Genomic DNA, 26,782 nt, shown 5'->3' with positions numbered 1-26,782 from the left:
CATGGGTGAAGCAGCGTATGTTACCGTCTCAGCGCTGACGAAGTATATAAAACGAAAATTCGATGTAGATCCTCACCTTGAAAATATTTGGATTAAAGGCGAATTATCGAATGTAAAGATACACACACGAGGCCACATTTATTTCACTTTGAAAGACGAAAACGCAAGAATGCAGTCGGTGATGTTCGCGAGACAAAGCGAGCGTCTGCCTTTTAAACCTGAAAACGGTATGAAAGTGCTGGTCAGAGGCGGAATTTCCGTATATGAACCGAGCGGAAACTATCAATTATATGCCAAAGAAATGCAGCCTGACGGGGTCGGAGCGCTTTATTTAGCGTACGAAGAATTAAAAAAGAAGCTTGCCGGAGAAGGTTTATTTGACGACCGCTACAAAAAACAAATCCCCGCATTTCCAGCCACAATCGGGGTTGTGACATCTCCAACGGGTGCCGCTGTCAGAGACGTTATTACAACTCTAAAAAGAAGATATCCCCTTGTGAAAGTCATTGTTCTTCCAGCGCTCGTACAAGGCGAAAATGCGAGCAGATCCATCGTTACGCGCATTGAAGAAGCAAATGAAAAAGAGATGTGCGACATATTAATTGTCGGGAGAGGCGGCGGTTCGATAGAAGAACTGTGGGCATTCAATGAAGAAATTGTAGCTCGCGCAATCTTTGCTTCCAATATTCCAATTATATCGGCAGTTGGGCATGAGACGGATTTTACGATCAGTGATTTTGTCGCAGATATCAGAGCAGCGACGCCGACAGGGGCAGCTGAGATTGCCGTGCCTCATACCACTGATTTAATCGAACGGACAAAAACAGCGGAAGTCAGGATGACAAGAGCGATGCAGCAGCATCTCGGCCAGAAAAAAGAACGGATTCAAACGCTGCAATCGTCCTATGCCTTTCGTTTTCCAAAGCGATTGTATGCGCAAAAAGAGCAGCAGTTTGACCTCGCGTACCAGCAGTTTCAAGCACAGCTGACCGCTCTTTTAGATCGGAAAAGCAGACAGTTGGAGCGGGAAACGTACAGATTAGAGGCGCTGCATCCTCATGAACAGCTGAAGCAAGCGAAAACACGCTACGAGGAACAAACAAATCAGCTGAGAAAAAATATGAATATCCAAATGAAGCAGCTGCATTCCCAATTCCAAACAGTTCTTGGCAAGCTGAATGCACTAAGTCCTCTTCAAGTGATGGAAAGAGGATACAGTCTTGCTTATAAAGAAGATAAACTCATTAAAAGTGTCAATCAGATAGAAGAGAAGGACCGGCTAGAAGTGAAGCTGACGGATGGCGTGCTGGCCTGTGAAGTATTAGAAAAGAGAGGGGAAGAAAAATGACAGACGTGAAAAAAAATGGAAACATGACATTTGAAGAAGCGATGAAAGGGCTTGAGAGCATTGTCTCAAAGCTTGAAGAGGGGGATGTGCCTCTAGAGCAAGCGATTAACTATTTCCAAGAAGGCATGGCTTTATCCAAAATGTGCCATGAAAAGCTGCAAAAAGTCGAAAAGCAAATGGACTTCATTTTAAAAGAAGACGGCGAACTGGCACCTTTCAGTGTTCAGGAGGAAGACGAAGGTGACAAATAAATTAACGAGTTTTCTGGCGGACCGGAAAAAAACAATTGAAAATCAGCTTTCTGTCTATACAGAAAAGCTTGATATGCCGGACTCATTAAAGAAATCTATGCTGTATTCTCTAGAGGCCGGCGGAAAGCGGTTGCGTCCTCTGATTGTACTGGCTGTATTAAACGCATATGGAAAAAGCGAACAAGACGGCATTCCGGTCGGCTGTGCTGTCGAAATGATTCACACGTATTCGCTAATTCATGATGATCTTCCATGCATGGATGATGACGATTTGCGCCGCGGGAAGCCGACAAATCATAAAGTATTTGGTGAAGCGACAGCAGTATTAGCGGGTGACGGACTGCTCACGGAAAGCTTTAAGCTCATCACCTCCCACGTGTCAGACGAGGTGTCAGCAGAAAAGCGCCTTCGGCTTGTCAATGAACTGATTTCAGCGGCAGGCACCGAGGGCATGGTCGGGGGACAAGTCGCTGATATGGAAGCGGAAAACCGCCAAGTCACGCTTGAAGAGCTGGAATCCATTCATGAACGGAAAACTGCCAAGCTTCTAGGTTTTTGTGTAATCGCCGGCGCGATTTTGGCGGATGCACCTGAGGAAGACATTGAAACCCTGCGTACCTTCAGCAGCCACATTGGAATCGGTTTTCAAATCAGAGACGATATTTTAGATTTAGAAGGCAGTGAAGAGAAAATCGGCAAACGTGTCGGCTCGGATACCACAAATGACAAATCGACTTACCCGTCACTTCTTTCACTGGAAGGGGCCAAACGTAAATTGGATGCTCATATAAAAGAGGCGAAGCGATTAATCGGCGGACTCTCTCTTCAACAAGACCTTTTGTATGAGCTTTGTGATTTAATTGCGGCAAGAGATCACTAAAACGATCCTAATTTGAAGCGGCTGCACGAGATATGGTAAAATGTAAGCAGTTTATATGAAAAATGAAAAGGAAAGCGCGTTTGTCTTTTTTTATGTCCGAGATGATTGTCCAGCTCGGCATTCTGGAAGACATGTGCCATTGCAGAAATTCATGCTGAAAGTGAGTTGATCCGCTTTGGATCTTTTATCAATACAGGACCCGTCGTTTTTAAAAAACATGTCCATTGATGAATTAGAGAAATTAAGTGATGAAATCCGTCAATTTTTAATTACAAGTTTATCCGCTTCCGGCGGCCACATCGGCCCAAACTTAGGTGTCGTAGAGCTTACTGTTGCATTGCATAAGGAATTTAACAGCCCGAAAGACAAGTTTTTATGGGATGTAGGCCATCAGTCGTATGTCCATAAGCTGCTGACAGGTCGCGGAAAAGAATTTGCGACGCTTCGCCAGTACAAAGGGCTTTGCGGATTTCCAAAGCGGAGCGAAAGCGAGCACGATGTTTGGGAAACCGGGCACAGCTCGACTTCTCTGTCAGGCGCGATGGGAATGGCAGCTGCGCGTGATATTAAAGGAACGGATGAATATATTATTCCGATTATTGGGGACGGCGCGCTGACCGGCGGAATGGCGCTTGAAGCCCTTAATCACATCGGCGACGAGAAAAAAGACATGATTGTCATTCTTAATGATAATGAAATGAGTATTGCACCAAATGTCGGCGCCATTCATTCTATGCTTGGACGGCTTCGCACTGCGGGGAAATACCAGTGGGTCAAAGATGAGCTTGAATACTTATTTAGAAAGATTCCGGCAGTTGGAGGCAAGCTTGCCGCGACAGCTGAACGGGTCAAAGACAGCCTGAAATACATGCTCGTCTCCGGAATGTTTTTCGAGGAGCTTGGTTTTACGTATTTGGGCCCGGTGGACGGACATTCTTATCATGAGCTGATTGAGAATCTTCAATACGCCAAAAAAACGAAAGGCCCTGTTCTCCTGCATGTCATCACGAAAAAAGGGAAGGGGTACAAACCGGCTGAGACCGATACAATTGGAACATGGCACGGTACCGGACCATACAAAATTAATACCGGTGACTTTGTAAAACCGAAAGCCGCAGCTCCTTCATGGAGCGGCCTTGTCAGTGGAACTGTGCAGCGAATGGCGCGCGAGGACGGACGCATTGTAGCCATTACGCCGGCTATGCCTGTCGGTTCAAAGCTTGAAGGATTCGCAAAGGAATTCCCTGACCGGATGTTCGACGTAGGAATCGCAGAACAGCATGCCGCAACAATGGCTGCAGCTATGGCGATGCAGGGTATGAAGCCGTTTTTGGCAATTTACTCAACCTTCCTGCAAAGGGCATATGACCAAGTCGTTCATGACATCTGCCGCCAAAACGCCAATGTGTTTATTGGAATTGACCGTGCAGGACTCGTTGGCGCAGATGGAGAGACACATCAAGGCGTGTTTGATATTGCGTTTATGCGTCACATTCCAAACATGGTCTTAATGATGCCGAAAGACGAAAATGAAGGCCAGCACATGGTTCATACAGCACTTAGCTATGACGAAGGTCCGATAGCGATGCGTTTTCCGCGCGGAAACGGACTCGGCGTAAAAATGGATGAACAGTTGAAAACGATTCCGATCGGTACGTGGGAGGTGCTGCGTCCAGGGAACGATGCTGTCATCTTAACATTCGGTACAACAATTGAAATGGCGATTGAGGCAGCCGAAGAGCTGCAGAAAGAAGGCCTTTCCGTGCGCGTTGTGAATGCGCGTTTTATTAAGCCGATTGATGAAAAGATGATGAAGAGTATCCTAAAAGAAGGCTTGCCAATTTTAACAATTGAAGAAGCGGTCTTAGAAGGCGGTTTCGGAAGCTCGATTTTAGAATTCGCTCATGATCAAGGTGAATATCATACACCGATCGACAGAATGGGTATCCCTGATCGGTTTATTGAACACGGAAGCGTAACCGCGCTTCTAGAGGAAATTGGACTGACAAAACAGCAGGTGGCAAACCGTATTAGATTACTGATGCCGCCAAAGACACACAAAGGAATTGGATCATGACGTCAAAGAAAGAACGATTAGATGTATTATTAGTGGAAAGAGGGCTGGCGGAAACGCGTGAAAAAGCCAAAAGAGCCATTATGGCGGGGATCGTCTATTCAAACGAAAACCGCTTGGACAAGCCTGGAGAAAAAATTGACCGCGACCTTCCGTTAACCGTAAAAGGAAACCCGCTGAGGTATGTGAGCAGGGGCGGTTTAAAGCTCGAAAAAGCGCTCAAGAAATTTCCCGTCTCTGTCAAAGATAAAATTATGATTGATATTGGCTCCTCCACTGGCGGTTTTACGGACTGCGCTTTGCAAAATGGAGCTAAACAGTCATACGCTGTGGATGTAGGCTATAATCAGCTTGCGTGGAAGCTCAGACAGGATGAACGGGTCGTCGTGATGGAACGGACGAACTTCCGTTATGCAACACCGGCAGACTTTACAAAGGGCATGCCGGAGTTTGCCACAATAGATGTGTCCTTTATTTCCCTGCGGCTCATCCTTCCTGTCCTTAAAACATTGCTCGTACCGGGCAGCGACTGCATGGCTCTTGTTAAGCCTCAGTTTGAAGCGGGACGGGAATCGGTCGGCAAAAAAGGGATTGTCAGAGATCCTAAAGTGCATGCTGATGTGCTCAAGCGAATGATCAGTTTTTCTGCCGCTGAAGGCTATATCTGTAAAGGCCTATCATTTTCTCCGATCACGGGAGGAGACGGAAATATTGAGTTTCTCCTTCATTTGTATTGGCCGGGAGAGGGACAGGCAGGTCAGGAACTGCCAGAAGAAGAGATCATGCGCGTTGTAGAAGAGGCACATACGACGTTAAAAGAAAAAAAAGCAGATGTACCGGAATAATAGTGCGCTATTATTCCTTTTTTCTGCATTCATGTACAATGTGCAGAGAATCATATAACATAAAAGAACAGATAAGCTGGAAATAGAGGTGCTTACATGAACAAAGGCCAGAGGCATATTAAAATCAGAGAGATTATTACGAGCAATGAAATCGAAACGCAGGATGAATTGGTCGACATGCTGAAGCAAGATGGCTACAAAGTGACGCAAGCCACGGTATCACGGGATATTAAAGAACTTCACCTTGTAAAAGTGCCTACGAATAATGGTTCTTACAAATACAGTCTTCCGGCGGACCAGCGTTTCAATCCGCTTTCAAAGCTAAAGCGGGCATTGATGGACGCATTTGTGAAAATAGACTCAGCAAGCCATATGATTGTGCTGAAAACGATGCCGGGCAATGCCCAGGCAATCGGGGCGCTGATGGACAATTTGGACTGGGATGAAATGATGGGGACCATTTGCGGAGATGATACGATTTTAATTATTTGCCGGACTCCTGAAGATACAGAAGGCGTAAAAAACAGGCTGCTTGAACTGCTGTAACAGAAAAACTAACAAAGATAAGAGGTGTAATGCTGTTTGTTAGCTGAACTATCGATTAAAAACTTTGCCATTATTGAGGAACTGACGGTTTCTTTTGAACGCGGGCTTACGGTTTTAACAGGAGAAACCGGAGCCGGCAAATCCATCATTATAGATGCCATTTCTCTTTTAGTCGGAGGCCGCGGATCATCTGAATTTGTTAGATATGGGGAAGCAAAAGCAGAACTTGAAGGGCTGTTTCTTTTGGAGAGCGGCCATCCCGTTTTAGGCGTATGCGCTGAGCAGGGAATCGACGTTTCAGACGAAATGATCATCATGAGAAGAGATATCAGCACGAGCGGGAAAAGCGTTTGCCGTGTCAATGGCAAGCTTGTCACGATTGCCTCGCTAAGAGAGATCGGCAGGCTTTTATTAGATATTCACGGGCAGCACGATAACCAGCTGTTAATGGAAGACGAAAATCATCTCCAGCTCTTGGACAAGTTTGCCGGAGCCGAAGTGGAAAGCGCGCTCCAAGCGTATCAGGAAGGGTACCAGCGGTATATGAAGCTGCTCAAAAAGCTAAAACAGCTTTCTGAAAGCGAACAGGAAATGGCCCACCGCCTTGATCTCATTCAATTTCAGCTCGAAGAAATCGAATCAGCAAAGCTTGAGATCAACGAAGATGAACAGCTTCAAGAAGAGCGTCAGCAAATTTCAAACTTTGAGAAGATATATGAATCGCTGCAAAATGCATATAATGCGCTTCGCAGTGAACAGAGCGGATTGGACTGGGTCGGAATGGCATCAGCCCAGCTTGAAGATATATCTAATATTAACGAACCGCTGAAAAAACTGTCTGAGAGTGTTTCGAACTCCTACTATCTGCTTGAGGACGCTACATTTCAGATGAGAAATATGCTGGATGAGCTTGAATATGATCCGGAACGCCTGAACTATATTGAGACGCGGCTCAATGAAATCAAACAGCTGAAACGAAAATACGGTGCCACTGTCGAGGACATTTTGGAATACGCTTCTAAAATTGAAGAAGAAATTGACCAAATTGAAAACAGGGACAGCCACCTACAAAGCCTGAAAAAGGAGCTTGACTCCGTTGGCAAGGATGTCGCAGTGGAAGCGGAAAATGTTTCTCAAATCCGGAAAACATGGGCGAAAAAACTGGCTGATGAGATTCATCGGGAATTAAAAAGCCTGTACATGGAAAAATCAACGTTTGATACGGAATTCAAAATCAGACAAGCGTCACGCAATGAAGAGGCACCGGTTGTAAACGGCCAGCCTGTTCAGCTGACTGAACAAGGGATCGATCTGGTGAAGTTTTTAATTTCAACCAATACAGGCGAGCCGCTGAAATCTCTTTCGAAAGTTGCTTCAGGTGGAGAGCTGTCACGGGTGATGCTTGCCATAAAAAGCATTTTTTCCTCACAGCAGGATGTGACATCGATCATTTTTGATGAGGTTGATACCGGTGTAAGCGGCAGGGTCGCACAGGCAATCGCTGAGAAGATCCATAAAGTGTCAATAGGATCACAAGTGCTTTGTATTACACACTTGCCTCAGGTGGCTGCCATGGCCGATACGCATCTTTATATTGCGAAGGAGTTAAAAGACGGCAGAACGACGACACGTGTCAAGCCGCTTTCTAAGCAGGAAAAAATAGTGGAAATCGGACGCATGATTGCAGGTGTCGAGGTAACCGATTTAACGAAACGCCATGCGAAAGAACTTTTAAAACAAGCGGATCAAGTCAAAACAACTGGGTAAGCTGCGCGAAAAGCGCAGCTTATTTTTTTGTTTACATCCATTCGTTCATCAGTATATCCAATGTTTTTCTTCATATGACAGTTATAAATAAGCCTCCAAAAGGCAAAATTAAATGATGTAGCAGCAAGTCATAAAGAAGGTGTGGGATAGGAGCGAGGAGAGTGAAGTAGTGAATGCCCGATAACATCAGAAAAGCAGTAGGTTTAATTCTCCTTGTTTCGTTATTAAGTGTAGGTTTATGCAAACCGCTAAAAGAGTATTTACTGATTCCAACGCAAATGAGAGTATTTGAAACCCAAACACAAGCGATTGAAACAAGCTTATCGGTAAACGCTCAGACATCAGAATCGTCAGAAGCGTTTACAGTAAAGAAAGATCCGCACGAAATTAAGGTGACAGGCAAAAAGTCAGGTGAGTCAGAATTAGTATACGATCTTGCCGGATTTCCAATTAAAAAAACAAAAGTGCAAGTTCTTCCTGATTTAAAGGTTATACCTGGCGGACAATCAATCGGTGTAAAACTTCATTCCGTCGGTGTTCTTGTCGTCGGATTTCATCAAATCAATACAAGTGAAGGCAAAAAATCTCCGGGAGAAACGGCCGGAATAGAAGCGGGCGACATTATTATTGAGATGAATGGACAGAAAATTGAAAAAATGAACGATGTAGCCCCATTTATCCAAAAAGCTGGAAAAACCGGTGAATCTTTAGATTTACTGATCAAACGTGACAAACAAAAAATCAAAACAAAGCTGATTCCACAAAAGGATGAACAAGAAGGCAAATACAGAATCGGATTATATATCAGGGATTCTGCTGCCGGCATCGGCACTATGACCTTTTATGAACCGAAAACAAAAAAATACGGAGCACTTGGACACGTGATTTCCGATATGGACACAAAGAAACCAATTGTGGTGGAGAATGGAGAAATCGTTAAATCCACTGTAACATCAATTGAAAAAGGGACAGGCGGTAATCCGGGAGAAAAACTGGCGCGATTTTCCTCAGAACGCAAAACGATCGGGGATATTAACAGAAACAGCCCATTTGGGATTTTCGGCACGCTGCATCAGCCGATTCAAAACAATATTTCAGATCAAGCACTGCCGGTTGCATTTTCTACTGAAGTCAAAAAAGGGCCGGCTGAAATTTTAACGGTTATTGATGATGACAAGGTGGAAAAATTTGATATTGAAATCGTCAGCACAACGCCCCAAAAATTCCCTGCGACAAAAGGAATGGTGTTGAAAATTACTGATCCAAGGCTGTTGAAAGAAACAGGGGGCATCGTACAGGGGATGAGCGGAAGCCCGATCATTCAAAATGGAAAAGTGATCGGAGCTGTCACCCATGTGTTTGTAAATGACCCGACAAGCGGCTACGGTGTTCATATTGAATGGATGCTGTCAGAAGCAGGAATCGATATTTACGGAAAAGAAAAAGCAAGCTGACTGCCGGAGTTTCCGGCAGTTTTTTTGTTTTGATCCCTCTTCACTTCTCAGAATACATACGGTAAAATATACAAAAGAAGATTTTTCGACAAATTCACGTTTCCTTGTTTGTCAAATTTCATTTTTAGTCGAAAAACAGAGAAAAACATAGAATAACAAAGATATGCCACTAATATTGGTGTTTATGATTTTTTTAGAGGGTATATAGCGGTTTTGTCGAATGTAAACATGTAGCAAGGGTGAATCCTGTTAACTACATTTGGGGAGGAAGAAACGTGGAGAAAATTAAAGTTTGTGTTGCTGATGATAATCGAGAGCTGGTAAGCCTGTTGAGTGAATATATAGAAGGACAGGAAGACATGGAAGTGATCGGCGTGGCTTATAACGGACAGGAATGCCTGTCGTTGTTTAAAGAAAAAGATCCCGATGTGCTCGTATTAGATATTATTATGCCGCATTTAGACGGACTTGCGGTTTTAGAGAGGCTGAGGGAATCAGATCTGAAAAAACAGCCGAATGTCATCATGCTGACAGCCTTTGGACAGGAAGATGTCACGAAAAAGGCCGTCGATTTAGGGGCGTCCTACTTTATTCTCAAACCGTTTGATATGGAAAACCTTGTCGGTCATATCCGCCAGGTCAGCGGAAATGCCAGCAGTGTGACGCATCGTGCGCCATCATCGCAAAGCAGCATTATACGCAGCAGCCAGCCTGAACCAAAGAAGAAAAATCTCGACGCGAGCATCACAAGCATTATCCATGAAATCGGCGTCCCAGCCCATATTAAAGGCTATCTCTATCTGCGTGAAGCAATCTCAATGGTATACAATGACATCGAATTGCTCGGCAGCATTACAAAAGTCCTCTATCCGGACATCGCCAAAAAATTCAACACAACCGCAAGCCGTGTAGAAAGAGCGATCCGCCATGCAATTGAAGTGGCATGGAGCAGAGGAAACATTGATTCCATTTCCTCGCTGTTCGGTTATACTGTCAGCATGACAAAAGCTAAACCGACAAACTCAGAGTTCATTGCGATGGTTGCGGATAAGCTTAGATTAGAACATAAGGCTTCTTAAACATGTGGATATTATGTGATAATTAAATCAAACGTCTTTTATTTATTGGTTTGCGCTGATAAATAGGAGGCGTTTTGTTTTTGGGGACATTTGTTATCATAGGTGATGGATATGAAAAATTTATTTTCCGTAAGGAGTGAGGTATGTGTTTGAAAAATATGGTCTGCTGATTGCTTTATTTATTCTTGCGCTTTGCGTCAATTCGAACATCATTACAGATTCACGCTTACTAGGCACCCTGATTGACTTTATCTCATTTACAGTCATGGTTTCATGTGTTCTCGCTGCTTGGATTATCAAAAACAAACAATCAGGATCAAATTGAAACCTTTCTCCTGCAAAATCGTAAGTAAAACGTATTGATGTAAAAAGGAGACATACGAATGAAAAAGAAAAAAACAAGAAAGCGTGATGGACTTTTCCTAGATTTTCTTTTTGAAGTAGGTGGGGAGCTCTTTCTTTTGCTGTTTCGGTGTGTACATAAACTATTTATATAAAGGGAAAAAAGACTGCCGAATCCGTTTCGGCAGTCTTTTCATATTAATCTTTATAAGGCACCCAGCCAGGCGTGTTCACAATGGCTTGCCATAGCGGTTCAGGCAAATGATATTTTTCTTTATCTGTGCCTTTGATTACTGTTTCGATTTGCTTTTCACGGCCTTCTTTTACTTTTACCGCCCAGTCAGGGTCAACTAAAACTTCTCGTCCCATTGCGACTAGTGGAATACCGTTTTCGATGACGGCCAGCGCGTCATCTGCGGAATGGATGGAACCGACGGCGATCAGCGGCACTTTGTTTCCGACACGTTCATTCAATAAGTCCATGCGTGTGCGAGTTGGATCTGCACCGCGGCGTGCTTTTGAGTTCACGTCCATCAGTGAAATATGAAGATAATCCAATTCTTTATCCCCTAAAGCGTCAACAAGCGTAAAGGTTTCAGTCATTGTCAACCCTGGTGTCTCAGGTTCTTCCGGAGACAGACGGTAGCCGACTAAGAACGCGCCCTTCGCATGTTCTGAAGCGGCTTTTTTCACTTCATCGACAATAGCGAGCGGGAAGGCTAATCGTTTTTCATCGCTTCCTCCCCAGCGGTCCGTGCGCTGATTGGTTTTTGGAGAATAAAACTGCTGAATCAAGTAGCCGTTTGCACCGTGAATTTCGACACCGTCAAAGCCGGCTTCAATGGCTCGTCTTGTCGCTTCTCCAAACGCCTTCACAATGTGTTCCACTTCTTCTTCTGTTAATGCGCGAGCAATTTGTTTGCCGTTATCAAACACGTCACTTGGCCCCACAACATCCTGTTGAGGAACGAGCTCAGATGGGCATTCGATGCCGCCATGATGAATTTGCACAACGGCTTTAGCGCCTTGTGCCTGAATGGCTTGTGCTAATGTTTTTAAACCCGGAATGTTGGAATCGTCGTGGATGGCCGGCTGCCCAGGAAATGCTTTTCCGTCCGGTGTGACATTTGCGCAGGCTGTAATCACCATTCCCATCTCTTTTGAACGAGGGATGATGTAGTCAAGCTCTGCTTCAGAAATTGTACCGTCTTCATTAGAAGCGTAATGAGTCATTGGTGCGACTGCGATCCGGTTGTCGATTGTAACACCGCTTTTAAACGTGAAGGGTTCAAACAGCGGCTTATACTTAGGATTCATTTGATCATCTTCTTTCGTTTGGATTCGCACATATTCTAGCCTATATGTAAAAATTAATGCAATTGATCTGCTTTACCGGCTGAATATCTTGAGTGCAGAGTGATATTTTCGCCGCTCTTTTTCAGGGCCTTTGTAGCCGCCGCTGATTTGGTGGCCGATGGAGCATGTGATGAGAGCGGCCGCCAGCAGCAGAACGAATTTTTTCAAGGAAATATCCTTTCAAAGGTTACGCCTGGCTGATCTAGCAGTCAAACCATTTGCTCACCCAATTCACAAATTTTTAAAAATGAATAAAAAGTTGCTTCTTTCCGCTAATTTTTTCTAATTAGCGCCTCATTTAGAGCCATCCTCATAGACAAATCTGCTCGTTATCTTTCTAACAACAGGAAATGATCGGGTCGTATAGCCCTTTTGAAAATCATGGAACTTGATCGCCTGCATTCACGTTGTCTTTACAAATCCGCCATTCTGGTCAAAGATAAAAGCCAAACATCAGGAAGAGGTGATCGTGTGAAACAAACGGTTCTTTTGCTATTTACTGCGCTTTTTCTTTCGGGATGCAGTGTAGCAAGTGCGGATGACTCAGCACCAAGGTTTACCGAAGAGGGAAAATTTATTGGCTCGGCTGATCCTCATACGATTGCGGTTTCTCTCAATGGAGAAGAAACCATGATACAAGTTCCGAAGGATAAACGTGATGAATGTGAATCCTTGCCAGACCAGAAAAAAGTTTTGGTGAAATATACAAAGAAGGATAATGGGACTTTACAGCTGGAAGATATTCAGCTGCGAAAGAATTCGTCATAAAAAGACCGGAGGGAGAAAGTTGAGAATGTTATGGAGGAGCTTGGCGCTGTGCGGATTGGCTTTGACGCTCGCGCCTTGTGCACAGGCGGCAGAGCCGATAGAAGGGAAAACCGTGTATATTGATGCCGGACACGGCGGTGAAGACAGTGGAGCAGTCGGAAACGGGCTCTTTGAAAAGGATATTAATTTGGCTGTTTCAGAGCATGTGACGGACAAGCTAAAAGCGGAGGGAGCCAATCCTGTTGCATCCAGATCAGACGATCATTTTCTGACCTTGGAGGACAGAGTCGCAAAGGCAAGTGCCAATCACGCTGATCTTTTTGTCAGCATTCATGTAAATTCCGGGGTTGCTTCAGCTTCAGGAACAGAAACGTATTTTCAATCTGATTATGAAGGGGAAAACAGCCGGCGTCTGGCAGCCGATATTCAGTCGCAGCTCGTTTCATCCTTACAAACGAGAGACAGGGGCGTGAAAGAATCAGACTTTTACGTCATTACATATTCACAAATGCCAAGTGTGTTGGCGGAGCTTGGGTTTATCACGAACAGCTCTGACGCGGACAAGCTGGGAAATGAAGAATACCAGCAAAAGGCAGCAGATGCGATTGTCAACGGCATTGATTCTTATTATGATCAGTAGATAAATATAGCCTTAATCCTAGAGTGGATCCGACAAAATAAGTATAATGGAGAAAACTTAGGGCTTGAGGTGAAACGATGACAAAGATTTTTGCCCACCGGGGGGCATCAGGACACTTTCCCGAAAATACAATGCTTGCATTTGAAAAAGGAATTGAAGCCGGAGCGGACGGGATAGAGCTTGATGTACAACTGACAAAAGACGGACGCATTGTTGTGATTCATGATGAAAGGCTTAACCGCACGACATCGCTTAAAGGATTCGTGAAGGATACAGACTATGATGTGATCAAGACTGCGAATGCGGCCGCTGGTCATGATCAGGCGTACAGCGATCTGAAAGTGCCACTATTAGAAGACGTGCTCTCGTGGGCAGTAAAAAAGGATTCTCTCATCAACATTGAATTGAAAAACAGCGTGATTCGCTATGAGGGAATGGAAGAAAAAGTGTTGGAGGCAGTGAAGCGATTCAATATAGAGGAGAGAGTCATCCTATCCACATTTAATCATGAAAGTGTAGCACTATGCGCTCGGCTTGCGCCCCATATCGAACGGGCGGTATTAACTGCAGATGTGCTTTATCAGCCGGATCAATATATCGCGTCTATTCCAGCTACCGGCTATCACCCGAAGCTAAACAGCCCCGGGGTCACAGATGAAGTGCTGAAGAAAATGAGGAGCAGTTCGATTAAGGTAAGGCCGTATACAGTCAATCGGCCGGAAGATATGAAGCACCTCATTGAACTGGGAGCAGACGGCATGTTTACCGATTTTCCTGCAAAGGCTGCGGCATTGCTGAAAAATGAATAGTTGCTTTAGAAGAAGGCTGTTGACACAGCCTTCTTTTTTTATACATTCGTGCCCGTTTCGAAGCATACATTCATAGAAGACAACTAGAATTTGTAAGCGCTGTCTATCTTCTGAATGAGGTGAAACCATGAGGAAAACAGTCATTGTAAGTGCTGCAAGAACGCCATTTGGCAAATTCGGCGGAGTATTGAAAGCGGTGAAAGCTGCCGAGCTTGGGGGCATTGTGATGAAGGAGGCGTTGCAACGGGCTGGAGTCTCTGGAGATGATGTAGAAGGAAATGTCATGGGCATGGTTGTCCAGGCCGGCTCAGGACAGATCCCTTCCCGTCAAGCTGCCCGTCTTGCTGGAATGCCTTGGAGTGTGCCGTCAGAAACACTGAATAAAGTCTGTGCTTCGGGTCTTCGCGCTGTCACTTTATGTGATCAAATGGTTCGGGCGCAGGATGCGGACATACTTGTTGCCGGGGGGATGGAAAGCATGAGCAATATTCCGTATGCCATTCCCGCTGGACGCTGGGGAGCACGGATGGGGGACGGCGAGCTAAGGGATTTAATGGTGTATGACGGGTTAACGTGCGCATTTGACGAAGTGCATATGGCTGTTCACGGAAATACAGCGGCCAAGGAATATGCAATTTCACGAAGAGAGCAGGATGAATGGGCGTTGAGAAGCCATGCGCGGGCAGCTAAAGCAGCCGATGAAGGGAAATTTCAGGATGAAATTGTTCCCGTCAACTGGATCGGTCGAAAAGGAAAATCAAACGTTGTTGATAAGGATGAAGCGATTCGCCGTGACACAAGTCTGGATCAGCTCGCGAAACTTTCTCCGATTTATACAAGTGATGGTTCGATCACAGCCGGCAATGCTCCCGGGGTCAATGACGGAGCTGGCGCATTCGTGCTGATGTCGGAGGAAAAAGCAGCTGAGCTTGGCAAACAGCCTCTGGCTACAATTCTTGGTTTTTCAACTATGGGAATGCCAGCGCATGAACTGGCGGCAGCACCGGGGTTTGCCATTAATAAGCTCCTGAAAAAGAACGGTTTAACTGCCCAAGATATTGACTTGTTTGAAGTAAATGAAGCGTTTGCATCTGTTGTGTTAACATGTGAAAAAATCGTAGGTTTCGATCTTGAAAAAGTAAATGTGAACGGCGGTGCGATCGCGCTTGGCCACCCGATCGGCGCGAGCGGGGCGAGAATTCTCATGACGCTCGTTTACGAATTAAAGCGACGGGGAGGGGGACTGGGTGTTGCCGCCATTTGCAGTGGGGCAGCCCAAGGAGATGCCGTCTTAGTGCAGGTTCATTAAAACATGATGAAAAAGGGGATTTAAATGGAAATCAAACAAATCATGATAGCTGGCGCAGGTCAGATGGGAAGCGGCATTGCACAAGCAGCTGCTGACGCAGGTTTTTATGTGCGGATGTACGATGTGAGTCCGGAAGCTGCGGAGGCAGGATTGAAGCGGCTGAAGAAACAGCTGGCCCGTGACGCTGAGAAAGGAAAAAGGACCGAGGCGGAAGTGAGGAGTATCATCAGCCGCATTTCGATTTCTCAAACGCTTGAGGAGGCAGAGCATGCGGACATTGTGATTGAGGCTATCGCTGAAAACATGGCGGCGAAAACCAAAATGTTTAAAACACTTGATCGCATTTGCCCGTCTCATACGATTTTGGCCAGCAATACATCTTCCTTGCCTATTACAGAGATCGCTGCTGTGACAAATCGGCCTCAACGGGTCATTGGCATGCATTTTATGAATCCCGTCCCTGTGATGAAGCTGGTTGAAGTAATACGCGGCTTGGCTACATCAGAGGAAACGGCATTAGATGTTATGGCATTAGCGGAAAAGATGGGGAAAACACCGGTTGAAGTCAATGATTTTCCGGGGTTTGTTTCCAATCGTGTGCTTCTTCCAATGATTAATGAAGCCATCTATTGCGTGTATGAGGGAGTGGCGAAGCCAGAGGCAATAGACGAGGTGATGAAGCTGGGCATGAATCATCCGATGGGTCCGCTTGCACTAGCGGATTTAATCGGACTGGATACGTGCTTATCCATTATGGAAGTTCTTCACTCGGGCCTTGGCGATTCTAAATACCGTCCTTGCCCGCTGCTCCGCAAGTATGTCAAAGCAGGCTGGCTTGGCAAAAAGAGCGGACGCGGTTTTTATGAGTATGAGGAGAGGACTTCCTGAAGTCAATTCCATCGGGGGTGGCCGAGTTGCATATAACCCAAGAGCAAGTCATGATGCGAAAAATGGTGCGTGATTTTGCCCGAAAAGAAATTGCTCCCGCTGCGGAAATTATGGAGAAAACGGACGAATTTCCCTTTCAGCTGATCAAAAAAATGGGTGAACACGGGCTGATGGGAATACCGGTGCCGGAACAGTACGGCGGTGCCGGGGCGGACGTTGTTTCTTATATTTTGGCGATTCATGAGATTTCAAAAATCAGCGCGGCTGTCGGCGTGATTCTCTCCGTTCATACCTCGGTCGGCACAAATCCGATTCTGTACTTCGGCAATGAGGAACAAAAGATGAAATATATACCGAAGCTTGCTTCAGGAGACCATTTAGGGGCCTTTGCGCTGACGGAGCCTTACTCAGGATCGGATGCCGGAAGCCTTCGCACAACGGCAATTAAAAAGAACGGCAAATACGTATTAAACGGATCGAAAATATTCATAACGAATGGCGGAGCAGCTGATATCTATATCACATTTGCTTTAACGGCTCCGGATCAAGGCAGGCACGGGATTTCGGCTTTTATTGTTGAAAAAAACACACCCGGTTTTACCGTTGGGAAAAAAGAAAAAAAGCTGGGGCTTTATGGCTCTAATACTACGGAACTGATTTTTGATAACGCAGAAGTGCTTGAAGCTAATTTGCTTGGCGAAGAGGGTGACGGCTTCAACATTGCCATGGCGAATTTAAATGTCGGCCGGATCGGCATTGCGGCACAGGCGCTCGGTATTGCAGAGGCGGCTCTTGAGCATGCCGTTGCTTATGCGAAGCAGCGAGTGCAATTTGGAAGGCCGATCGCAGCCAATCAAGGCATATCATTTAAGCTGGCTGACATGGCGACTAGGGCTGAGGCGGCAAGGCATCTTGTCTACCACGCCGCAGACCTCCATAACCGCGGCCTGGCATGTGGAAAAGAGGCGTCTATGGCTAAACAATTTGCTTCCGATGCAGCGGTGAAGGCGGCGTTAGACGCCGTCCAAATTTATGGGGGATATGGCTATATGAAGGATTACCCCGTTGAGCGGCTGCTTCGCGATGCAAAGGTGACGCAAATCTATGAAGGGACGAATGAGATTCAAAGACTGATTATTTCCAAGTATTTGCTTGGCGGGACCTGATAACCAAAAAAACGCAAAAACGGAGGTTGAGGATATGGAGGAGAAACAGCACTACTCTCCAGGGTTGGACGGTGTGATTGCGGCAGAAACTCACATTTCTTATCTTGACACGCAGTCCAGCCAGATTTTGATACGAGGCTATGATTTAATAGATCTTTCTAAAACAAAAAGTTATCTGGAGCTTGTCCATTTATTGCTGGAAGGGAGGCTGCCGGAAGAAAGTGAAAGAGAGACGCTGGAAAGTAAAATAAACAGTGCGTCAAGCCTGCCTGCTGATCATCTCCGTCTGCTTGAGCTGCTCCCTGAGCACACGCATCCAATGGATAGCCTGCGTACCGGCCTGTCGGCACTTGCCGGTTATGATCGGCAAATTGATGATCGGTCTCCTTCCGCTAACAAGGAGCGCGCATATCAGCTTCTTGGGAAAATGCCTGCCCTCACTGCTGCCAGCTACAGGATCATCAATAAAAAAGAGCCGATTCTTCCGCTTCAATCCCTGTCCTACAGTGCGAATTTTCTATACATGATGACAGGCAAATTGCCGTCCTCATTGGAAGAACAGATTTTTGACCGGTCGCTCGTCCTGTATAGTGAGCATGAGATGCCGAATTCAACTTTTGCGGCCAGAGTCATCGCATCTACTCACTCGGATCTTTATGGCGCTTTGACAGGAGCTGTCGCTTCCCTGAAAGGGAATCTTCACGGAGGGGCAAACGAGGCTGTAATGTATATGCTTTTGGAGGCAAAAACGACGTCTGAATTTGAGCAGCTTCTGCAAACAAAACTGAAAAGAAAAGAAAAAATCATGGGCTTCGGCCACCGTGTGTATATGAAAAAAATGGATCCGAGAGCACTCATGATGAAAGAAGCGCTGCAGCAATTATGCGATAAAGCCGGTGACCATCGTTTATATGAGATGTGTGAAGCAGGTGAGCGGCTGATGGAGAAGGAAAAAGGGCTTTACCCGAACTTGGATTACTATGCTGCCCCGGTTTATTGGATGCTCGGCATACCGATCCCTTTATATACGCCTGTCTTTTTCAGTGCGAGAACATCCGGTTTATGCGCTCATGTGATTGAACAGCATTCCAATAATCGACTCTTCCGTCCCCGTGTCAGTTACATGGGCCCGCGATATCAAACAGAATCATGAAAGGAGCTGGCAGAATGCAGAAAACGGATCGTGTTATCGAAGAAATCACAGACTATGTGCTTGAGAAAGAGATTACAAGTTCCGAAGCGTATACAACAGCAGGGCATGTATTGCTGGATACCCTGGGCTGCGGGATTTTGGCGCTGCGGTATCCAGAGTGCACAAAGCTGCTTGGCCCGATTGTTCCAGGAACGACTGTGCCAAATGGAAGCAAAGTGCCGGGAACGTCCTATGTTCTCGATCCTGTGAGGGCAGCGTTTAATATCGGCTGCATGATTCGCTGGCTCGATTACAATGATACGTGGCTGGCAGCGGAGTGGGGGCATCCATCCGATAACTTGGGGGGCATCCTTGCTGTTTGTGATTATGTATCAAGAGTGAGGCTGTCTGAAGGAAAAGAGCCTTTAACGGTACGCGACGTACTCGAGATGATGATTAAAGCGCACGAAATTCAAGGCGTCCTTGCGTTAGAAAACAGCCTGAATCGAGTGGGTCTTGATCATGTGCTGTTGGTTAAAGTTGCGACAACAGCTGTTGCAGCAAAGCTTTTAGGCGGCGGGAGAGAAGAAATCAAAAATGCGCTTTCGAATGCATGGATTGACAATGCAGCATTAAGAACATACCGGCATTCACCAAATACAGGCTCTCGCAAATCATGGGCAGCAGGAGATGCAACGAGCAGAGGTGTTCATTTGGCGCTGATGTCGTTAAAAGGGGAAATGGGGTATCCGACAGCATTGAGCGCACCGGGTTGGGGGTTCCAGGACGTTCTATTCAATAAGAAAGAGATCAAGCTCGCCCGTCCGCTCGACGCTTATGTCATGGAAAATGTGTTATTTAAAGTGTCTTATCCAGCAGAATTTCACGCTCAAACAGCGGCAGAGTGCGCCGTTATTTTACATCCGCGGGTAAAGGACCGAATTGATGAGATCGATCGTATTGTCATCAGTACGCATGAATCCGCTATCCGAATCATTGATAAAAAAGGCCCGCTTCACAATCCGGCAGACCGTGATCACTGCCTCCAATATATTACAGCAATCGGTTTGCTTTTTGGTGATATCACCGCACAGCATTATGAAGCTGAAACTGCGAGTGATCCGAGAATAGATAAATTACGTGATAAAATGGAGGTGACTGAAAATAAAGCATATACCGAGGATTATTTGAAACCTGATAAGCGTTCTATTTCAAATGCCGTTCAGGTTCATTTTAAAGACGGAACGAGCACGGAAATGGTGGAATGTGAGTTTCCTCTTGGCCACCGTTTTCGAAGAGAGGAGGCAGTGCCAAAACTGCTGGAAAAGTTTTCTGGCAATCTCAAAAGCCATTTTCCTGATAAACAGTGCAAACACATTTATGAGCGCTGTACCAGCGAGACTTTACAAACGATGCGCGTAAATGAATTCGTAGACATGTTCTGCATGTAAAAGGAGGATTTGTGTCATGTCGTGGATCGTCAATCAGCAATCGTCACAAGAAGAGCTTGCCGGGCGTTTCCGCAAGCTGATGTCGGCGCCGGACATTCTTCAAATTCCCGGCGCCCATGACGGGATGGCAGCGTTGCTCGCGAAGGAGGCCGGTTTTTCTGCTATATATTTGTCTGGTGCGGCTTATACAGCCAGCAGGGGACTTCCTGATCTAGGGATCATCACGTCGGCAGAAATGGCGGATCGAGCCAAAGACCTTGTGCGTGCTGCTGATCTGCCTCTGCTAGTGGATATCGATACGGGATTTGGCGGTGTGTTAAATGCCGCCCGAACCGCCCGGGAGATGCTTGAAGCCAGGGTAGCAGCCGTTCAAATAGAAGACCAGCAGCTCCCAAAAAAATGCGGGCATTTAAATGGCAAACAGCTCGTTCCGATCAAGGAAATGGCGCAAAAAATAAAAGCCATTAAACAAGCGGCACCCACCCTTATTGTTGTTGCCCGAACAGATGCCAGGGCGCAGGAAGGGCTTGATGCTGCAATAAAACGGTCAGCGGCCTACATTGAGGCGGGAGCAGACGCGATTTTCCCGGAAGCGCTCCAGGCAGAGAATGAATTCCGCCAGTTTGCTGAGCATATCTCCGTTCCGCTCCTTGCGAATATGACGGAGTTTGGGAAAACGCCGTATTATCGTGCCGATGAATTCGAAGATATGGGGTTTCGCATGGTGATATATCCTGTCACCTCGCTTCGAGCGGCGGCAAAAGCTTATGAGCGGATATTTGGTTTGATGAAGGAGCACGGCTCACAAAAAGAAGGACTTCATCATTTGCAGACACGAAAAGAACTGTACGATACCATCTCTTATTATGACTATGAAGCATTAGATAAAACGATTGCCAAGACCGTTTTGCCTGACGAATAGTGTGACAAAAAAAAGCCGGAGCATTCTCCGGCTTTTTTTTGCAGTTATCGTTTTCTGAATCGCGGGCTGACATGATTGCGTTTTCTGTCTCTGTATAGAATGAACCCGGCCAGCACATAGAGGCCGATCGCGAAAAAGATGAATCCTGACAACCCTTGGAGCCAAAGAGCTGAAAATGGCTTTATTGCATGGCCGAAAAGTGTATCTCTCATCAGTTTAATGCCTAAAGCGGAAATGGCCCCGGGGATGACTAATATCAAAAGCGCAAGAAGTCGGCTCATCTTCAGAAAACCCCTTTATCTTTTCATTTCCTTTATTGTCCAGCGGAAAAAATATTTTGTCAAGAGAAGAAAACGTGGTAACATAGGGTTGTGCAAATTATTGCAACGGAATAATTAGGTGTGCAAATTTTTTCATACAAAGGGGTATCGGGATGCAAAAGGTACTGATAGTAGGTGCCGGCAAAAGGGGAACGGCGTTATTACATATTCTGATCAAAACAGCCATCATAGATATCATTGCCGTAGTTGACAAAGACCCCAAGGCGCCGGGATTGAAAGAAGCAGAACAGTATGGGATTGCCGTTTCATCTGATTGGAAACCTTACATACAACAAAAACCGGATATCGTCATTCATACCACCGGCGATCAAGCCGTGTTTGACGAACTCCTTCAAAGAAAGCATGAAGATACCATTGTCATGCCGGGGAAAATGGCATACATCGTTTTTCAGCTGATGGAAGAAAAGCAGCACCTGATTCAAATGCTAAAAGAGCAAACATACAAACACGACAGAATTTTTAATTCCACCCATGACGGGATGATTTTTATTGATATCAATGAAGAGATCATTCTCTTTAACCATATGGCCGAAAAAATGGTCGGGAAAAAACGCGAGGAAGTCATCGGACGGCCAATAAAAGAAGTCATTCCGAGCACTAAGATGCCGCGGATTTTAAAAACAAGAGTGCCTGAATACAACCAGAAGCAGCTTTTAGGCGATCATTTGCAAATTGTGACCACAAGGCTGCCGATTATTGATGAAGGCGGGCGTCTGCTCGGGGCTCTTTGTGTGTTTAAAGATATCACCGATGCGGTCGAGCTGGCGGAGGAAGTGACCAACTTAAAGCAGGTCCGTACGATGCTGGAGGCGATTATCCAATCCTCCGATGAGGCGATTTCTGTCGTTGATGAAAACGGCATCGGGCTCCTAATCAATAAAGCATATACGAAAATGACCGGGCTATCTGAAAAAGAAGTTATCGGCAAGCCTGCAAACACGGATATTTCCGAAGGCGAAAGCATGCATTTAAAGGTGCTTGAAACAAGACGCCCTGTCCGCGGTGTCAGAATGAAGGTCGGCCCGAATGAAAAAGAGGTCATCGTCAATGTAGCACCGGTGATTGTGGACGGTATTTTGAAAGGCAGCGTCGGTGTGATTCACGATGTGTCCGAAATTAAAATGCTGACAGCGGAGCTTAACCGCGCCAGGCAAATTATTCGCACGCTTGAAGCGAAATACACGTTTGACGACATTATCGGCAAAAGCGAGCAAATGCTGGTTGCGCTTGAGCAGGCGAAGCTCGGTGCGAAAACGCCGGCAACGATTTTGTTGCGCGGAGAGTCAGGAACAGGAAAAGAACTGTTTGCCCATGCTATCCATAACGAAAGCGACCGGAAATACAATAAATTTATTCGCGTGAATTGTGCAGCCCTTTCTGAAAACCTGCTTGAATCAGAATTGTTCGGCTATGAGGATGGTGCGTTTTCAGGGGCGAAGCGGGGCGGTAAAAAGGGTTTATTTGAAGAAGCAAATAACGGCAGTATTTTCTTAGATGAAATCGGTGAGCTGACACAAAATATGCAGGCCAAATTGCTGCGCGTCCTTCAAGAAAAGGAAATCGTCAGAGTGGGCGGCACGAAAGCGATCCCTGTCAACGTCAGAGTGATCGCGGCAACAAATGTAAATATTGAAAAGGCGATGGCGGATGGAAAGTTTCGCGAAGACCTGTATTACCGGATCAACCGCTATCCGATCTCCATTCCGCCTTTGCGGCAGCGGTTGGAGGACATTGAAGCACTAAGCGTCAGACTTATACAAAAGATCAACCGGGATTACGGCAGGAATGTAAAAGGGCTCTCGCAGCAAGCCTTGCGCGCCTTATCTGCTTACCATTGGCCTGGGAATGTCCGCGAGCTTGAAAATGTTCTTGGACGAGCCATGATTTTTCTCAATCCGCATATGGAATGGATTGAAAAAGATCACTTGCCTATATTTGAACTTGAGCAAAAAGAAAATGACACAGATCTGAGGGCAGGTTTTGATTTTCCGGATATTGAAGGCGAAAAGCTGTCTGTCGCAGTAGAAAAATTTGAAGCACATTTGATCCAGCAAACGCTCGAAAAGCATCATTTTAACCGGACAAAAACAGCAAAAGCTCTCGGTGTCAGCATTCGGAACTTATATTACAAAATGGATAAATATGGCCTTGCAAATGAAGGCATGCAATAATTTGCAGAATAAACGCAAACATCTGCACGAATGTTTCGATATATCTGGTATGACAGCACCCTTAAGAGCTGGCATGGAACTTGCATAATAAAAGGCGGAGTCGAAACAAGAAAGGTGGTAACAGATGAAGCTGAAAGATTTAATCGGCAAAGCGTCGATACACAAAAATAAGACCATTGCGGTTGCTCATGCTGAGGATGAGGAAGTGATCCGGGCTGTAAAGCTGGCAGCCGAGCACCTATCTGTCCGTTTCTTGTTAACGGGCGACAGCACAAAACTGAACGAGCTGACATCATCCATGCAAGGGCATCAAGTGGAAATCATCCATGCCGATACTCCTGAGGAATCGGCGAAATTAGCGGTTCGTGCTGTGCATCATAAAACAGCGGACGTGTTAATGAAAGGCAATGTGCCGACTTCTGTTTTGCTTAAAGCGGTATTGAACAGACAGGAGGGACTTCGGTCAGCAAGTGTCCTTTCCCACGTGGCTGTCTTCGATATACCGGGTTTTGACCGGCTGATGTTTGTGACAGATTCGGCAATGAATATTGCTCCTTCGCTGGAAGAGCTTCGGCAGATTTTGCAAAATGCCGTTCATGTGGCCCATGCAGTGGGGAACAATATGCCAAAAGCAGCTGCTCTTGCAGCGGTCGAAACGGTGAACCCCAAAATGGAAGCAACCGTGAATGCAGCTGCTCTAGCTCAAATGTACAAAAGGGGCCAGATCAAAGGCTGCATTGTTGATGGACCGCTTGCTTTAGATAACGCAGTTTCACAAATTGCCGCGGCTCAGAAAAAAATTTCGGGAGACGTAGCGGGCAACGCAGATATCCTTCTCGTCCCAACAATTGAGGCCGGCAATATTTTATATAAATCACTGATTTATTTTGCCAAGGCCAGCGTGGCGGCTGTCATTACAGGAGCAAAAGCACCGATTGCCTTAACAAGCAGAGCGGACTCTGCTGAAAATAAACTGTATTCCATTGCGCTGGCAATATGCGCATCTGAAGAATACACACATTAGGAGGAACGAACATGGAACTTTTTAAATATATGGAGAAATACGATTACGAACAATTGGTATTCTGCCAGGATGAACAATCTGGATTAAAAGCGATTATCGCGATTCATGATACAACGCTTGGTCCGGCGCTTGGCGGAACGAGAATGTGGACATATGAAAATGAAGAAGCGGCAATTGAAGATGCGCTCAGATTGGCTAGAGGCATGACCTATAAGAACGCGGCGGCAGGCTTAAACCTTGGCGGCGGAAAAACAGTCATTATCGGCGATCCGCGCAAAGACAAAAATGAAGAAATGTTCCGCGCGTTTGGCCGCTATATTCAAGGGCTGAACGGCAGATACATCACGGCTGAAGATGTGGGCACAACGGTCGAGGATATGGATATCATTCATGATGAAACAGACTACGTTACAGGGATTTCTCCTGCTTTCGGCTCTTCTGGAAATCCGTCCCCAGTCACAGCGTACGGGGTGTACAGAGGAATGAAGGCAGCAGCTAAAGCTGCTTTCGGAACCGACTCTCTTGAAGGAAAAACCATTGCTGTACAGGGTGTTGGGAACGTAGCCTATAACCTTTGTCGCCACCTGCATGAAGAAGGAGCAAACTTAATCGTTACGGATATCAACAAACAATCTGTACAGCGTGCAGTTGAAGATTTTGGCGCCCGTGCGGTAGATCCTGATGACATTTATTCACAAGACTGCGATATTTATGCGCCGTGTGCCCTTGGTGCGACTATTAACGACGACACCATTAAACAGCTGAAGGCGAAAGTGATCGCAGGTGCGGCTAACAACCAATTAAAAGAGACACGCCATGGTGATCAAATTCACGAAATGGGCATTGTTTATGCACCGGATTACGTGATTAACGCGGGCGGTGTTATCAACGTGGCAGATGAGCTTTACGGCTATAATGCAGAACGTGCATTGAAAAAAGTCGAAGGCATTTACGGCAATATCGAGCGTGTACTAGAGATTTCTCAGCGTGACGGCATTCCTGCATATTTAGCGGCTGACCGCTTGGCAGAGGAACGGATTGAACGCATGCGCCGCTCAAGAAGCCAGTTTTTGCAAAACGGCCACAGTGTATTAAGCAGACGTTAAGAAATTGATCTGGAGGTTATGAAAGTGCTACATGACGAAAAACGCATTCTCACAATTAATCCAGGCTCAACTTCAACGAAAATCGGTGTTTTTCATAACGAAAGAAGCATTTTTGAAAAAACATTGAGACACAACATAGAAGAGCTGCAGCGATTTGACCGAATTATTGATCAGTATGAATTTCGTAAAAACCATATTCTCGAAACGCTTCATGAACAGGGAATCAATATCTCAAAGTTTGATGCAGTCTGCGCAAGAGGCGGCCTTCTCCGGCCAATTGAAGGCGGGACCTACGTAGTGAATGATGAAATGATTGAGGATTTGAAAAGCGGTTACGCCGGTCAGCATGCTTCTAATCTCGGGGGCATTATCGCGCGGGAAATCGCTGATGGCCTGAATATCCCTTCGTATATCGTCGACCCTGTTGTCGTAGACGAAATGTCAGTGCTTGCGAAAGTTTCAGGCATGCCTGAAATTGAACGGAAAAGCATTTTCCATGCGTTAAACCAAAAAGCTGTCGCTCGTAAAGCGGCAGCCTCCCTTGGCAAACGATATGAGAACATGAAAATGATTATTACCCATATGGGCGGAGGTATTACAATTGGCGTTCATGACCGCGGGCGAGTGGTAGATGTCAATAACGGCCTGCACGGCGAGGGACCATTCAGTCCTGAACGAGCAGGAACAGTGCCTGCGGGAGATCTTGTTGATCTATGTTTTTCAGGGGAATATACAAAAGAAGAAATCATGAAAAAGCTTGTTGGCACCGGCGGACTTTTAGGCTATCTCGGTACAAATGATGCAGTAAAAGTGGAACAGATGATTCAGGGGGGCGATGAAAAAGCCCGCTTCATTTATGATGCCATGGCATATCAGGTAGCAAAGGAAATCGGGGCAGCCAGCGCGGCGTTAAAAGGCGAAGTTGAAGCGATTGTGCTGACGGGAGGCCTTGCGTACGGCAAAAGCTTTGTTTCTGCTATCAGATCATACATAGATTGGATTTCAGACGTTTTAGTCTATCCGGGTGAAAATGAACTGCAGTCTCTTGCCCAAGGGGCGCTCAGAGTATTGCAGGGCGAAGAGCAATCCAAACAATATCGTATTGAATAGACA

Annotated in this window: 26 protein-coding genes; 23 read left to right on the top strand and 3 right to left on the bottom strand. The window is 45.9% G+C overall.

Annotated features, from left to right (window positions below; translation table 11 throughout):
- The first annotated feature begins 1 nt into the window (after position 1).
- From xseA to JQX68_RS12410, 10 genes are all read left to right on the top strand, one after another.
- Positions 2-1,348 carry an exodeoxyribonuclease VII large subunit gene (gene xseA / locus JQX68_RS12455; protein ID WP_128422312.1) on the top strand — a complete coding sequence of 449 codons (1,347 nt, stop codon included), beginning with the start codon at positions 2-4 and terminating at the stop codon, positions 1,346-1,348.
- Entirely contained in the window at positions 1,345-1,599 is a 255-nt protein-coding gene (locus JQX68_RS12450) for an exodeoxyribonuclease VII small subunit (RefSeq protein ID WP_147772225.1), read from the top strand. Before xseA ends, JQX68_RS12450 begins: the two co-directional genes overlap by 4 nt.
- Complete coding sequence (locus tag JQX68_RS12445) at positions 1,589-2,479, top strand: polyprenyl synthetase family protein (RefSeq protein WP_014664560.1); 891 nt, start codon at positions 1,589-1,591, stop codon at positions 2,477-2,479. The genes JQX68_RS12450 and JQX68_RS12445 overlap by 11 nt, the downstream gene beginning before the upstream one ends.
- Positions 2,480-2,654: 175 nt before the next feature.
- Positions 2,655-4,556, top strand: a complete 1,902-nt coding sequence (gene dxs, locus JQX68_RS12440) for a 1-deoxy-D-xylulose-5-phosphate synthase (protein ID WP_069839471.1) — start codon at positions 2,655-2,657, stop codon at positions 4,554-4,556.
- Positions 4,553-5,398 (top strand): TlyA family RNA methyltransferase, encoded by an 846-nt coding sequence (locus JQX68_RS12435; RefSeq protein WP_128422311.1) that lies wholly within the window; start codon positions 4,553-4,555, stop codon positions 5,396-5,398. The genes dxs and JQX68_RS12435 overlap by 4 nt, the downstream gene beginning before the upstream one ends.
- 96 nt (positions 5,399-5,494) lie before the next feature.
- Entirely contained in the window at positions 5,495-5,944 is a 450-nt protein-coding gene (gene argR, locus JQX68_RS12430; protein ID WP_003230265.1) for an arginine repressor ArgR, read from the top strand.
- A gap of 36 nt (positions 5,945-5,980) precedes the next feature.
- Positions 5,981-7,711 carry a DNA repair protein RecN gene (recN, locus tag JQX68_RS12425; protein ID WP_147772224.1) on the top strand — a complete coding sequence of 577 codons (1,731 nt, stop codon included), beginning with the start codon at positions 5,981-5,983 and terminating at the stop codon, positions 7,709-7,711.
- Positions 7,712-7,884: 173 nt separating this feature from the next.
- Positions 7,885-9,165 carry a SpoIVB peptidase gene (gene spoIVB, locus JQX68_RS12420; protein WP_069149849.1) on the top strand — a complete coding sequence of 427 codons (1,281 nt, stop codon included), beginning with the start codon at positions 7,885-7,887 and terminating at the stop codon, positions 9,163-9,165.
- 275 nt (positions 9,166-9,440) lie between these two features.
- A complete protein-coding gene (spo0A, locus tag JQX68_RS12415) occupies positions 9,441-10,244 on the top strand; it encodes a sporulation transcription factor Spo0A (protein WP_003226427.1) in 804 nt (267 codons plus the stop codon).
- Positions 10,245-10,389: 145 nt separating this feature from the next.
- Positions 10,390-10,569 (top strand): hypothetical protein, encoded by a 180-nt coding sequence (locus tag JQX68_RS12410; protein WP_014664554.1) that lies wholly within the window; start codon positions 10,390-10,392, stop codon positions 10,567-10,569.
- A 215-nt stretch (positions 10,570-10,784) separates the two neighbouring features.
- Here the strand turns inward: JQX68_RS12410 and JQX68_RS12405 are convergent, their stop codons facing one another.
- Positions 10,785-11,903 (bottom strand): NADH-dependent flavin oxidoreductase, encoded by a 1,119-nt coding sequence (locus tag JQX68_RS12405; protein WP_041521374.1) that lies wholly within the window; start codon positions 11,901-11,903, stop codon positions 10,785-10,787.
- A 72-nt stretch (positions 11,904-11,975) separates the two neighbouring features.
- Positions 11,976-12,116, bottom strand: coding sequence for a hypothetical protein (locus JQX68_RS12400; RefSeq protein ID WP_373922682.1), 141 nt, complete (start codon positions 12,114-12,116; stop codon positions 11,976-11,978).
- Positions 12,117-12,413: 297 nt separating this feature from the next.
- On the opposite strand from JQX68_RS12400, the gene JQX68_RS12395 reads away from it, so the two are divergent.
- From JQX68_RS12395 to prpB, 9 genes are all read left to right on the top strand, one after another.
- The gene (locus JQX68_RS12395) at positions 12,414-12,710 is read left to right on the top strand and encodes a hypothetical protein (RefSeq protein ID WP_014664550.1); all 297 of its coding nucleotides are present in this window, start codon (positions 12,414-12,416) and stop codon (positions 12,708-12,710) included.
- Between the two features lie 19 nt (positions 12,711-12,729).
- The gene (locus tag JQX68_RS12390) at positions 12,730-13,350 is read left to right on the top strand and encodes an N-acetylmuramoyl-L-alanine amidase family protein (RefSeq protein WP_081483628.1); all 621 of its coding nucleotides are present in this window, start codon (positions 12,730-12,732) and stop codon (positions 13,348-13,350) included.
- Between the two features lie 77 nt (positions 13,351-13,427).
- A complete protein-coding gene (locus JQX68_RS12385; RefSeq protein ID WP_147772223.1) occupies positions 13,428-14,159 on the top strand; it encodes a glycerophosphodiester phosphodiesterase in 732 nt (243 codons plus the stop codon).
- 127 nt (positions 14,160-14,286) lie between these two features.
- A complete protein-coding gene (locus tag JQX68_RS12380; protein ID WP_147772222.1) occupies positions 14,287-15,468 on the top strand; it encodes an acetyl-CoA C-acetyltransferase in 1,182 nt (393 codons plus the stop codon).
- Positions 15,469-15,492: 24 nt separating this feature from the next.
- Positions 15,493-16,356 carry a 3-hydroxybutyryl-CoA dehydrogenase gene (locus JQX68_RS12375; protein ID WP_147772221.1) on the top strand — a complete coding sequence of 288 codons (864 nt, stop codon included), beginning with the start codon at positions 15,493-15,495 and terminating at the stop codon, positions 16,354-16,356.
- Between the two features lie 26 nt (positions 16,357-16,382).
- Positions 16,383-17,522: an acyl-CoA dehydrogenase gene (locus JQX68_RS12370; protein WP_147772220.1), complete on the top strand. Its 1,140-nt coding sequence runs from the start codon at positions 16,383-16,385 to the stop codon at positions 17,520-17,522.
- A gap of 34 nt (positions 17,523-17,556) precedes the next feature.
- Positions 17,557-18,675, top strand: a complete 1,119-nt coding sequence (gene mmgD / locus JQX68_RS12365; RefSeq protein ID WP_134975356.1) for a citrate synthase — start codon at positions 17,557-17,559, stop codon at positions 18,673-18,675.
- A gap of 14 nt (positions 18,676-18,689) precedes the next feature.
- Positions 18,690-20,105, top strand: a complete 1,416-nt coding sequence (locus JQX68_RS12360) for a bifunctional 2-methylcitrate dehydratase/aconitate hydratase (protein WP_147772219.1) — start codon at positions 18,690-18,692, stop codon at positions 20,103-20,105.
- A gap of 16 nt (positions 20,106-20,121) precedes the next feature.
- A complete protein-coding gene (prpB, locus tag JQX68_RS12355; RefSeq protein WP_040082683.1) occupies positions 20,122-21,027 on the top strand; it encodes a methylisocitrate lyase in 906 nt (301 codons plus the stop codon).
- A gap of 44 nt (positions 21,028-21,071) precedes the next feature.
- On the opposite strand, the gene JQX68_RS12350 is transcribed toward prpB, so the two are convergent.
- Complete coding sequence (locus JQX68_RS12350; RefSeq protein ID WP_147772218.1) at positions 21,072-21,308, bottom strand: DUF2627 domain-containing protein; 237 nt, start codon at positions 21,306-21,308, stop codon at positions 21,072-21,074.
- A gap of 152 nt (positions 21,309-21,460) precedes the next feature.
- Between JQX68_RS12350 and JQX68_RS12345 the strand changes: the two genes are divergently transcribed.
- The 4 genes from JQX68_RS12345 to buk all read left to right on the top strand — a co-directional run bounded on the left by JQX68_RS12345 (position 21,461) and on the right by buk (position 26,779).
- On the top strand, positions 21,461-23,539 hold the full coding sequence (locus JQX68_RS12345) for a sigma-54 interaction domain-containing protein (protein WP_095431659.1): 2,079 nt from the start codon (positions 21,461-21,463) through the stop codon (positions 23,537-23,539).
- Positions 23,540-23,663: 124 nt separating this feature from the next.
- On the top strand, positions 23,664-24,563 hold the full coding sequence (yqiS, locus tag JQX68_RS12340; protein ID WP_147772217.1) for a phosphate butyryltransferase: 900 nt from the start codon (positions 23,664-23,666) through the stop codon (positions 24,561-24,563).
- A gap of 11 nt (positions 24,564-24,574) precedes the next feature.
- Positions 24,575-25,669, top strand: a complete 1,095-nt coding sequence (gene bcd / locus JQX68_RS12335; RefSeq protein ID WP_003230309.1) for a branched-chain amino acid dehydrogenase — start codon at positions 24,575-24,577, stop codon at positions 25,667-25,669.
- 18 nt (positions 25,670-25,687) lie between these two features.
- Positions 25,688-26,779: a butyrate kinase gene (buk, locus tag JQX68_RS12330; protein ID WP_003230311.1), complete on the top strand. Its 1,092-nt coding sequence runs from the start codon at positions 25,688-25,690 to the stop codon at positions 26,777-26,779.
- Positions 26,780-26,782: the final 3 nt, after the last annotated feature.

This window comes from Bacillus sp. LJBS06, assembly GCF_016924995.1.
GTDB lineage: Bacteria > Bacillota > Bacilli > Bacillales > Bacillaceae > Bacillus > Bacillus stercoris.
This window is presented reverse-complemented; position numbering and strand designations above follow the sequence as displayed.